Consider the following 11,938-nt stretch of genomic DNA (forward strand, 5'->3'; position numbering starts at 1 on the left):
ACGGAAGGATCTTAGGCCTTCCGTTTTCAATTTCATTACTCTGCTGTTACTGTATTCTCGTTTCCTTTAACTTCACGATCCATTTCGATTCCGCGATAACGTTGCATACCTGTTCCAGCTGGAACGAGTTTACCGATGATAACATTCTCTTTCAAGCCGAGAAGTTCATCTGTTTTACCTTTGATGGCTGCATCTGTTAGAACGCGTGTCGTTTCTTGGAACGAAGCGGCAGAAAGGAATGATTCCGTTTCAAGTGATGCTTTTGTAATTCCAAGAATAACTGGACGTGCTGTTGCTGGAAGTTTGTTAGTTTTAAGAACTTTACCATTCGCTTCAGCAAACTGATGAATGTCGAGAAGAGATCCTGGTAGCAAGTCTGTATCGCCCGCTTCGATAACGCGAACTTTACGCATCATCTGACGAACCATTACCTCAACGTGCTTATCACCGATTTCAACTCCTTGCATCCGGTATACTTTCTGAACTTCTTTCAGAAGGTATTCTTGAACAGTAGAGACGTCTTTAACTACAATCAATTCTTTAGGATCGATTGACCCTTCAGTAAGCGGCTGACCGCGTTCGATTATATCTCCAACCTCAACTTTCAAGCGACCATTATATGGTGCAAGGTATTTACGTGTTTCCACGTCCCCTTTAATCGTAAGTTCTTTCTGTCCTTCACGAATTTCATCGATATCTGTAACGACACCTTTAATTTGTGAAATAACAGCTTGACCTTTAGGGTTACGGGATTCGAAGATTTCTTGAATACGTGGAAGACCTGATGTGATATCGTCTCCAGCTACACCGCCTGTGTGGAATGTACGCATTGTAAGCTGTGTACCTGGTTCACCGATTGACTGAGCTGCAATAATACCAACTGCTTCGCCCACTTCAACTGTTTCGCCAGTCGCCAAGTTGATGCCGTAACATTTTTTACAAACGCCGTGCTTCGTATTACAAGTGAATGCAGATCGAATGGACATTGATGTAATACCAGCTCCAATGATTGCTTGGGAGATATCGGCAGTAATAAGTTGGTCTTTATCCACTAAGATTGCTCCCGTTTCAGGATGGAGCACTTTCTTCTTCGCGTGACGACCTTCAATACGCTCATCTAATCCTTCAATCAATTCAGCGCCTTCAGCAAGAGCAGAAATTTCTAGTCCTCTGTCTGTGCCACAGTCGTCTTCACGAACAATGACATCTTGAGCTACGTCAACTAGACGACGTGTTAGGTAACCTGAGTCAGCAGTTTTCAGAGCTGTATCTGCAAGTCCTTTACGCGCTCCGTGTGTCGAGATGAAGTACTCGAGTACGGTTAGTCCTTCACGGAATGATGACTTGATTGGCAATTCGATAATTCGTCCTGCCGGGTTGGCCATCAGTCCACGCATACCTGCGAGCTGTGTAAAGTTAGATGCGTTACCACGCGCTCCAGAGTCACTCATCATGAAGATTGGATTTGTGTTTTCTAGAGAGTCCATCAATTTGCCTTGAATGACATCTTTCGCATGACTCCAGTAAGAGATTACACGATCATAACGCTCTTCGTCTGTAATCAAACCGCGACGGAACTGCTGGGTTACTTTATCCACTTTTGCTTGTGCATCTTGCAAAATTTCATGTTTGTCAGGAAGAACTACGATATCTGAGATACCTACTGTAATTCCAGCACGAGTTGAATATTTGAATCCAAGATTCTTCATACGGTCGAGCATTCTAGAAGTCTCAGTAATGTGGAATCTACGGAAGATCTCGGCGATAATTTCCCCAAGGATTGCCTTCTTGAATGGTGACACGACTTCTGCATCTCGGACGTGTTCAGGAATATTAGTTGTTCCTGGCACAAAGTATTTAGCAGGTGTTTCAATTTGAAGGTTGTTCATAGTTGGCTCGTTAATATACGGGAATGATTCAGGAAGAATTTCGTTGAAGATTACTTTCCCGACTGTCGTAATTAACATTTGGCTATTCTGTTCCTCTGAAAACGTTGGGTTTTTAAGAGAGCTTGCTGCAATCGCTATACGAGAGTGCAAATGCACATGTCCGTTTTGATAAGCGATTAGCGCTTCGTTCACATTACTGAACGTTTTACCTTCTCCAACAACTCCAGGACGCTCAAGAGTTAAGTAATAGTTACCAAGTACCATATCCTGAGAAGGAGTAACAACCGGTTTTCCATCTTTAGGGTTCAAGATGTTTTGTGCCGCTAGCATAAGAAGACGAGCTTCTGCTTGTGCTTCTGCAGAAAGTGGTACGTGTACAGCCATTTGGTCACCATCGAAGTCAGCGTTATAAGCTGTACAAACTAGTGGGTGAAGCTGGATCGCACGACCTTCAACAAGCATTGGTTCGAATGCCTGGATACCAAGACGGTGAAGTGTTGGTGCACGGTTCAAAAGAACCGGATGCTCCCGAATAACTTCTTCTAGTACATCCCATACATCCGAATGCAATCGCTCGATTTTACGTTTAGCACTCTTGATATTGTGTGCAAGTCCACGTTCAACGAGTTCTTTCATAACGAATGGTTTGAACAACTCAATCGCCATTTCTTTCGGAAGTCCACATTGGTACATTTTCAAGTTAGGTCCTACGACGATAACAGAACGACCAGAGTAGTCTACACGTTTACCAAGTAAGTTTTGACGGAAACGTCCTTGCTTACCTTTCAACATGTGAGAAAGAGATTTCAATGGACGGTTACCCGGTCCAGTTACAGGACGTCCGCGACGACCGTTATCCACGAGAGCATCGACAGCTTCTTGAAGCATACGCTTCTCGTTTTGAACGATGATTCCTGGAGCACCAAGATCCAATAGTCGTTTCAGACGATTATTCCGGTTAATTACTCGACGATAAAGATCATTTAAATCGGAAGTTGCAAAACGACCACCATCTAATTGAACCATCGGACGAAGTTCAGGCGGAACGACAGGAAGCACTTCAAGAACCATCCATTCAGGTTTGTTTCCAGAGTTACGGAATGATTCCACAACTTCTAAACGACGGATCGCACGTGTACGACGCTGTCCTTGAACTGTTTTAAGCTCTTCTTTCAAGCTTTCTGTTTCTTTATCTAAATCTATAGCGGATAGAAGTTGTTCAATAGCTTCAGCTCCCATAAGCGCTTGGAACTTAGTGCCATACTTTTCACGATACAAGCGGTACTCTTTTTCAGAGAGTAGTTGCTTACGCTCAAGTGGTGTATCTGCTGGATCAACAACTACATAAGAAGCAAAATAGATTACTTCTTCTAGTGCACGTGGTGTCATATCCAGAATGAGTCCCATTCGGCTAGGAATACCTTTGAAGTACCAAATGTGTGTTACTGGTGCTGCAAGTTCAATGTGACCCATACGTTCACGACGAACTTTTTGACGAGTGACCTCTACGCCACAACGGTCACAAACGACACCTTTATAACGAACACGCTTATATTTCCCACAATGACATTCCCAGTCCTTTGTAGGTCCGAAAATACGCTCACAGAACAACCCATCTTTTTCAGGCTTCAATGTACGATAATTGATTGTTTCAGGCTTCTTTACCTCACCATATGACCAAGAACGAATCTTGTCAGGTGAAGCTAGCCCTATTTTCATATACTCAAAATTATTAACATCTACCAAGGAGCCTACCTCCCTCTTGTCTAGTCGCTGACTTGCCGGCCCTGTTGTACCATTTAAAAAAGGGGGACAGTGCCCCCTGATTATTCAATTCTACTTATGAATTAGACTGGTTGGTCTTCCTTCATAAGGTTTAACGCATCCGTTGGCTGCATATCGTCATCTTCTTCTAGGTCACGTAATTCGATCTCTTCAAAGTCTTCGGAAAGCATTTTAACATCCAATCCAAGACTTTGAAGTTCTTTAATTAGAACTTTAAAGGATTCTGGTACGCCTGGTTGAGGAACGCTGTCGCCTTTAACAATTGCTTCATACGTTTTCACTCGACCTACGACATCATCCGATTTCACTGTCAAGATTTCTTGAAGTGTATAAGCGGCACCATAAGCCTCGAGTGCCCAAACTTCCATCTCACCGAAACGCTGTCCACCAAACTGGGCTTTACCACCAAGCGGTTGTTGCGTAACGAGTGAGTAAGGTCCCGTAGAACGGGCGTGGAGTTTGTCGTCGACCATGTGGGCAAGTTTGATCATGTACATAATTCCGACTGACACACGGTTGTCGAATGCTTCTCCAGAACGACCGTCATATAGCACAGTCTTTCCGTCGCGATCCATACCTGCTTCTTCCATCGTATCCCATACATCTTGTTCGTTTGCACCATCAAATACAGGAGAAGCCATATGAGCGCCTAACGCACGTCCAGCCATACCAAGGTGCATCTCAAGTACCTGTCCGATGTTCATCCGTGATGGTACGCCAAGCGGGTTAAGCATGACATCTACTGGTGTTCCATCAGGCATGAATGGCATATCTGATTCTGGTAGAATCCGAGAAATTACACCTTTGTTACCGTGACGTCCAGCCATCTTATCTCCCACAGAGATTTTACGTTTCTGAACGATATATACACGCACTAACTGGTTCACACCAGGTGCAAGTTCATCGCCATCTTCACGATTGAACACTTTAACATCAAGAACGATACCGCCCGCTCCGTGAGGCACACGAAGTGATGTATCACGAACTTCGCGCGCCTTCTCACCAAAGATTGCATGAAGAAGTCGTTCTTCAGCTGTGAGCTCAGTTACACCTTTAGGCGTAACCTTACCAACAAGAATGTCTCCATCATGTACTTCAGCACCAATACGAATAATTCCACGATCGTCTAAGTTGCGTAATGCATCTTCACCGATGTTTGGAATATCACGAGTGATTTCTTCAGGTCCGAGCTTAGTATCACGAGCATCTGATTCATATTCTTCAATATGAACAGAAGTGAATACGTCATCTTTCACGAGACGTTCGCTCATGATGATCGCATCCTCGTAGTTATAGCCGTCCCAAGTCATGAATGCAATCAGGATATTTTGGCCAAGAGCCATTTCTCCTTTTTCCATTGATGGTCCGTCAGCAAGGATATCTTTCTCAGAAACTCGATCGCCTACACTTACGATTGGACGCTGGTTATAGCATGTTCCTTGGTTTGAACGGATAAAGTTCGAAAGACGATAGATGTCGATGTCACCTTTGACTTCTTTGCCTTCTACTGTGTTAATACGACGAACGCGTATTTCTTTTGCTTCGACGTGCTCAACAATCCCTTCGAACTTAGAAACAACAGCTGCTCCTGAATCACGCGCAGACACATGCTCCATACCAGTTCCTACAATAGGTGCTTTCGGATTAATTAGAGGTACTGCTTGTCGTTGCATGTTCGCTCCCATTAGGGCACGGTTAGAGTCATCATTTTCTAAGAACGGAATACAAGCTGTCGCTGCCGATACAACTTGTTTCGGAGAAACGTCCATGTAGTCAATTTGTTCACGCTTGAATACAGTGTTATCACCTTGGAATCGACCAACTACTTCATCATTAGTAAATGTACCGTCATCGTTGAGCAGTGCATTTGCTTGAGCCACAATATAGTTGTCCTCAAGGTCAGCTGTCAAATAGTCAATACGAGCTGTAACTTTACCCGTATCAGGATCTACTTTTCGATAAGGTGTCTCGATGAAACCAAACTTGTTCACTTTCGCAAAAGTAGAAAGCGAGTTGATTAGTCCAATGTTCGGACCCTCTGGAGTTTCAATCGGACACATACGACCATAGTGAGAGTAGTGAACGTCACGTACTTCCATTCCAGCACGTTCACGTGTTAATCCACCAGGTCCAAGTGCAGATAGTCTACGTTTGTGCGTAAGTTCTGCAAGCGGATTTGTTTGGTCCATGAACTGAGATAACTGTGAACTACCAAAGAATTCTTTAATAGACGCAATTACAGGTCGAATGTTAATGAGTTGTTGAGGCACGATGGATTGTGTGTCATTGATAGACATACGCTCTTTAACAACACGTTCCATACGAGATAAACCAATACGGAATTGGTTTTGCAAGAGTTCTCCAACTGATCGGAGACGTCTATTCCCTAAATGGTCAATGTCATCTGTGTTCCCAACGCCGTGAAGTAAGTTGAAGAAAAAGCTAATTGAAGCAATTATGTCTGAAGGCGTTACGTGTTTAACAGAATCGTCAATAACGCCATTTGAAATGACATTAATGATTTGTCCTTCTTCGCCCTTTGGAGCATAGATCTTCACAGATTGAATACGAATGTCTTCTTCTAACACTCCGCCCATCTGTTTCAAATCTTCTACGCCTACACCTTGTTCAAAGTAAGGAAGTAATTTGTCCAACATGCGACGGTCAATCAACTGTCCTTTTTCAATCAGGATTTCACCTGTTTCAGGATCAGCAAGAGTTTCTGCAATCGTTTGGTTGAACAAACGATTTTGAAGATGAAGCTTTTTATTCATTTTATAACGACCTACGTTTGCAAGATCATAACGCTTTGCGTCAAAGAATCGAGAAAACAGTAAGTTTTTCGCACTATCTAATGTTGGTGGTTCACCCGGACGTAGACGCTCATAGATTTCCAAAAGAGCTTTTTCCGAGTTTTCCGTATTATCTTTTTCAAGAGAGTTTCGAAGGTATTCGTTATCACCGATTAAATCAATGATCTCTTGATCACTTGAAAAACCAAGTGCACGTAGGATGACTGTGATCGGTAACTTACGGGTACGGTCGATACGAACGTGTACAACATCTTTTGCATCCGTTTCGTATTCAAGCCATGCACCACGGTTTGGAATTACCGTTGCACCGAATCCACGCTTACCATTCTTATCTGTCTTATCGTTAAAGTAGACACTTGGAGATCGAACGAGCTGAGAAACGATAACTCGTTCAGCACCATTAATGACAAAAGTACCATTCTCTGTCATCAATGGGAAATCTCCCATAAAGACATCTTGTTCTTTAACATCTTCAGTTTCTTTATTGTGTAAACGGACTTTCACCCGAAGTGGCGCAGCATATGTTACGTCGCGTTCCTTTGACTCATCCACAGGATATTTAGGCTCGCCAAGCTTATAATCGACAAATTCTAATGATAGATTCCCGGTGAAATCTTGGATAGGTGAAATATCGTGGAACATTTCACGTAACCCTTCCTCCAAAAACCATTCATAAGATGCCGTCTGAATTTCAATCAGATTTGGCAGATCGAGTACTTCGCTAATTCTCGCGAAACTTCTGCGCTGACGGTGTTGACCATACTGAACTAAGTGACCTGTCAACTCTTTCACCCCTCATAAGACATTAATAGAGCTTGCTCGGCATCTTGACAATTTCAGGCCGGTTTGAAATTAGCGCCAGTATTACCAAGTATCTCATAATAAGTCTTTCCGAAATCAAAAAAATAGTGTATGATATCGAAAAAACAAAAAGAAAACGAGTTCCGGCTAGAGCTCATTTTCGATTTACCCATCTTTTATCCAACGTCAGTATACCTATCATTTACATTACTTATGCAAACGCATAAAAAGGCGCACGAATGCAGTATATTTATTGTTGCATTTTATAATGCTATCACAGGGGTTACCTGGCGTCAATGTTTTTTTGACTTTATAATGTAATAACCCTTGCTTTTCTCCACAACTTCTGCATTACCGAGCAACTCTTCTAGTTTTGCGATGGTAGATGGAGCCCCTTGCTTCTTCTGTATAACTATCCAAAGCTCACCACCTGTAGCTAATCGCTCACAAGCTTGCTCATAGATTTTGAAAACCGTTTCCTTACCGGCACGAATCGGAGGATTCGTTAAAATCGAAGCAAATTCTTTCATTTCGACCCCTTCTAGTGCATCACTTGAAAAGATCTCCACGTTCTTGATTCCATTTTTTTGAGCATTCGCACGCGAAAGAGATAATGCACGCTCATTCACATCTACCATTTGAATCGTCCGATCTTTCATTATTGAAGCTAAAGACAACCCTACCGGTCCATATCCACAACCGACATCCAGAATATCGCCTTCAATCTCCGGCTCCTTAAACGTATCAATAAGCAAACGCGAACCGAAATCCACTTCGCCTTTACTAAATACGCCCGCGTCTGTTATGAAAACGAAATGAGTTCCGCGCAAAGTGGTTTCCCATTGTTTCGGTTCACTTTTCACGTCCGGGTTCTTTGAATAGTAATGATCCGCCACACCAACACCTCCTAAAGTGCTCCTCAATAAATTTGGGTATAAAAAAACGAAGAAAAACCCGTCAACAAAGACGAGCTTTTCTTCGAGTTTTACGAATTACTTAACTTCTACAGAAGCGCCTACTTCTTCAAGCTTAGCTTTAACTTCTTCAGCTTCAGCTTTTTCTACGCCTTCTTTGATAGCTTTTGGTGCGTTATCAACAACTTCTTTCGCTTCTTTCAAGCCTAGGCCTGTGATTTCGCGAACGACTTTGATGACTTTGATTTTTTGGTCTCCAGCAGCAGTAAGAACTACGTCGAATTCAGTTTGCTCAGCAGCAGCTTCTCCGCCACCAGCACCAGCCATAGCTACAGGAGCTGCAGCAGTTACGCCAAATTCTTCTTCGATTGCTTTTACTAAGTCGTTAAGTTCAAGAACTGTCATTTCTTTGATAGCGCCTAAGATTTGTTCGTTAGTCATTATAGTTCCTCCTAATGGGTATGTTTTGCGAGTTAACTCGCTAATGGGTCAAGATGCGATATTACGCGCCTTGTTCTTCTTTTTGGTCTGCAACGGCTTTTGTAACCAACGCGAAGTTGCGCATTGGAGCTTGAAGCACGCTGAGTAGCATAGAGAGAAGTCCTTCGCGTGAAGGAAGAGTCGCCAATGCTTTTACTTCTTCAACAGAAGCAAGTACACCTTCGATGACACCAGCTTTGATTTCCAAAGCTTCGTTGTCTTTAGCGAAGTTGTTGATGATTTTTGCCGGTGCGATTACATCTTCAGTTGAAAACGCAATTGCGTTTGGTCCTGTAAGATGTTCGTTAAGTCCTTCAAGACCTGACGCTTCAGCCGCACGGCGAGCCATCGAGTTTTTGTAGACTTTGAATTCAACGCCTGCTTCACGAAGTTGCTTACGAAGTTCAGTTGCTTGCGCAACGTTAAGACCACGATAGTCAACAACGACCATTGAAGCTGATGCTTTCATCTTGTCCGCGATTTCGTTTACTACTGCTTTTTTCGCTTCTAATACTTTGCTCATCTTGACACCTCCTGTTTAGTGTAGGGGCATTTATACCATATGCATAAAAAACCCTCCGACTGGCAAGCAGACGGAGGGTTGGAAAGTCGTCATCTTTTTACACTTAAAAAGAGCGTCTTGTCCCTCGGCAGGATTATTAAGTAGTTTCCCACTCCTGCTGTCTGCGGTACAAATCGTATATTGCAACAAACGCTATCCTACCAAATGGTAGGGCCGTTGTCAACTATTTATTTTGCGTTTACTGAAGAAGGGTTGATCTTTACAGCAGGTCCCATTGTAGTCGTTAAGTTAACTGACTTCATGTAAGTACCTTTAGCCGCTGCAGGTTTAGCCTTCTGGATAACTTCAAATACTGTTGAAAGGTTTTCTGCAAGTTTTTCGTTGTCGAAAGAAACTTTACCGATTGGAGCGTGGATAATTCCAGCTTTGTCCGCACGATATTCAACCTTACCAGCTTTGATTTCTTGAACTGCTTTAGTAACGTCGAATGTTACTGTGCCAGTTTTCGGATTCGGCATAAGACCTTTTGGTCCAAGAACACGTCCGATTTTACCGACTTCACCCATCATGTCAGGAGTCGCAACGATAACATCGAAATCGAACCATCCTTGTTGGATTTTAGTAATATATTCTGAATCGCCCACAAAGTCAGCGCCTGCTGCTTCAGCTTCTTTAACTTTTTCACCTTTAGCGAAAACGAGTACACGTTGTGTTTTACCAGTACCGTTAGGCAGTACTACTGCTCCACGAATTTGCTGATCATTTTTACGTGTGTCAATTCCAAGACGGAAAGCCACTTCAACTGTTGCATCAAAGTTTGTCGTGCTTGTTTTTTTAGCGAGTTCGATCGCTTCTTTTAAGTCGTATGCCGTTGTACGGTCTACAAGCTTTGAAGCTTCTACGAACTTTTTACCTCTTTTAGCCATAAGATAGTTCCTCCTCGATTGTGGTTTTAGCGGATTAAACCTCCCACGATTAAGGGTTGCCGTGTTCTATAGAACAACCGCAACCCCCATGAAAACATACAATAGAATTAGGTTTCAGATCAATCTTCGATCGTGATTCCCATACTGCGAGCAGTACCTTCAACCATTGCCATCGCTGCTTCAACTGATGCAGCATTCAAATCTTGCATTTTTTGTTCAGCAATTTCTTTAACTTGATCACGCTTCACGACAGCAACTTTGTTTTTGTTTGGTTCGCCTGAACCCTTTTGGATTTTAGCTGCAACTTTCAACAAAACCGCTGCTGGCGGAGTTTTTGTGATGAATGTAAATGAACGATCTTCGAATACAGTGATTTCAACAGGAATAATAAGTCCTGCTTGATCAGATGTACGCGCATTGAATTCTTTACAGAATCCCATGATATTGACGCCTGCCTGACCTAACGCCGGTCCGACTGGCGGTGCTGGATTTGCTTTTCCTGCTGGAATTTGCAATTTCACAAGCTTGATTACTTTTTTAGCCACGAGACACACCTCCTTAAGTCCGTGATGTGGTATTTGGGTTGCCCCTCCCACTCAATATGTGCCTGCCGGCAATGCCGGTAGAATTTTGTTAAGACGTTCAGACATTTAGGTGTCTGACCTTTGAAATAATATCATTATTTCTTTTGTTTTGCAAGAGGGAACGAATATTTTTTTAACTTGTACGTTCTACCTGTTCAAAGTCGAGTTCCATATTCGTCTCGCGACCGAACATATCCACAGACACTTTAACTTTGCCTTGGTCAAGTTCGATTTCTTCTACTTTACCTTGGAAGCCAGCGAAAGGTCCTGCTAATACTTCTACCATTTCACCGATTTCGAAATCAACATCCAATTTGCGTTCCTTCATGCCCATTTGTTTTAGGATGAAAGTCACTTCTTCTGGAAGTAGTGGTGTTGGTTTCGCACCGCCACCTGATGAACCGATAAACCCTGTTACGCCTGGTGTGTTACGCACGACGTACCACGAGTCATCTGTCATGATGATTTCAACAAGGACATATCCCGGGAATGTTTTACGCATTACTGTACGTTTTTTCCCTTCCTTGAAGTCGGTTTCTTCTTCTTCAGGGACAATGACGCGGAATATTTTGTCTGACATTCCCATTGTTTCTACCCGTTTTTCGAGATTTGCTTTGACCTTATTTTCGTACCCTGAGTACGTGTGGACGACGTACCAATTTTTCTCCATTTCCATAACGATGAGGACTGCGCGTCCGTCCCTCCTTTTTTGTTCAAATGAAAAAACCCGTTCTTTCAGTTAGACGGGATATTTTCAGTATGCTATTCAACGTGCTCTATTTATAACGAAACATACCATTCCATTACTCGTGATAAGCCAAGATCCACGAGACCAAAATAGACGGCCATGAAGACTACTGTACCAATAACCACGATCGTGTAGCGAGTCAGATCTTTACGTTTTGGCCAGCTGACTTTCCGCATTTCCGTGACAACATTTTTAAAGAAACTTGTTATCTTGCCCATTCTTTTACAAACCTCCGAATAGTAGATATGACGGCCTAAAGTCTAGCCAGACCCTCACGCTGTTTGTCTGTGTAATGTATGCTCATTGCAATGACTGCAGTGTTTCTTCAGGACCAGCCGTTCAGTTGTTTTGTTACTACTTGCTGGAAGTGAATAGTTTCTGGAGCCGCATTTTTCACAGCTTACTACAATTTTTTTAGACATATCTAGTGAACACCTAGTCTTTCCATAGTCTTGATAAAGAGTACCATCTAACC

Annotated in this window: 10 protein-coding genes and 1 other annotated feature; all 10 genes read right to left on the reverse strand. The window is 42.8% G+C overall.

Translation table 11 applies throughout. The features are described from left to right. Window positions 1–35 precede the first annotated feature (35 nt). Complete coding sequence (gene rpoC, locus ACRPI0_RS14345; RefSeq protein WP_432353412.1) at window positions 36–3,635, reverse strand: DNA-directed RNA polymerase subunit beta'; 3,600 nt, start codon at window positions 3,633–3,635, stop codon at window positions 36–38. 101 nt (window positions 3,636–3,736) lie between these two features. Continuing rightward, window positions 3,737–7,270, reverse strand: a complete 3,534-nt coding sequence (gene rpoB / locus ACRPI0_RS14350; RefSeq protein WP_432353413.1) for a DNA-directed RNA polymerase subunit beta — start codon at window positions 7,268–7,270, stop codon at window positions 3,737–3,739. Window positions 7,271–7,581: 311 nt separating this feature from the next. Further along, window positions 7,582–8,184, reverse strand: coding sequence for a class I SAM-dependent methyltransferase (locus ACRPI0_RS14355; protein WP_432353414.1), 603 nt, complete (start codon window positions 8,182–8,184; stop codon window positions 7,582–7,584). Window positions 8,185–8,280: 96 nt separating this feature from the next. Beyond that, complete coding sequence (rplL, locus tag ACRPI0_RS14360) at window positions 8,281–8,643, reverse strand: 50S ribosomal protein L7/L12 (protein WP_116018364.1); 363 nt, start codon at window positions 8,641–8,643, stop codon at window positions 8,281–8,283. Between the two features lie 61 nt (window positions 8,644–8,704). Then, window positions 8,705–9,205 carry a 50S ribosomal protein L10 gene (gene rplJ / locus ACRPI0_RS14365; protein ID WP_432353415.1) on the reverse strand — a complete coding sequence of 167 codons (501 nt, stop codon included), beginning with the start codon at window positions 9,203–9,205 and terminating at the stop codon, window positions 8,705–8,707. A 35-nt stretch (window positions 9,206–9,240) separates the two neighbouring features. Beyond that, window positions 9,241–9,390: a sequence feature (ribosomal protein L10 leader region), on the reverse strand. Between the two features lie 42 nt (window positions 9,391–9,432). Beyond that, entirely contained in the window at window positions 9,433–10,131 is a 699-nt protein-coding gene (gene rplA, locus ACRPI0_RS14370) for a 50S ribosomal protein L1 (protein ID WP_432353417.1), read from the reverse strand. A 119-nt stretch (window positions 10,132–10,250) separates the two neighbouring features. Next, a complete protein-coding gene (rplK, locus tag ACRPI0_RS14375; RefSeq protein ID WP_323691784.1) occupies window positions 10,251–10,676 on the reverse strand; it encodes a 50S ribosomal protein L11 in 426 nt (141 codons plus the stop codon). A gap of 172 nt (window positions 10,677–10,848) precedes the next feature. Next, window positions 10,849–11,385: a transcription termination/antitermination protein NusG gene (gene nusG / locus ACRPI0_RS14380; RefSeq protein WP_432353418.1), complete on the reverse strand. Its 537-nt coding sequence runs from the start codon at window positions 11,383–11,385 to the stop codon at window positions 10,849–10,851. Between the two features lie 110 nt (window positions 11,386–11,495). Then, window positions 11,496–11,681 (reverse strand): preprotein translocase subunit SecE, encoded by a 186-nt coding sequence (gene secE, locus ACRPI0_RS14385; protein WP_432353419.1) that lies wholly within the window; start codon window positions 11,679–11,681, stop codon window positions 11,496–11,498. 54 nt (window positions 11,682–11,735) lie between these two features. Further along, entirely contained in the window at window positions 11,736–11,885 is a 150-nt protein-coding gene (gene rpmG, locus ACRPI0_RS14390; protein WP_081759986.1) for a 50S ribosomal protein L33, read from the reverse strand. Between the last annotated feature and the right edge of the window lie 53 nt (window positions 11,886–11,938).

This window comes from Sporosarcina sp. A2, from assembly GCF_050858885.1.
Classification (GTDB): Bacteria; Bacillota; Bacilli; order Bacillales_A; family Planococcaceae; genus Sporosarcina.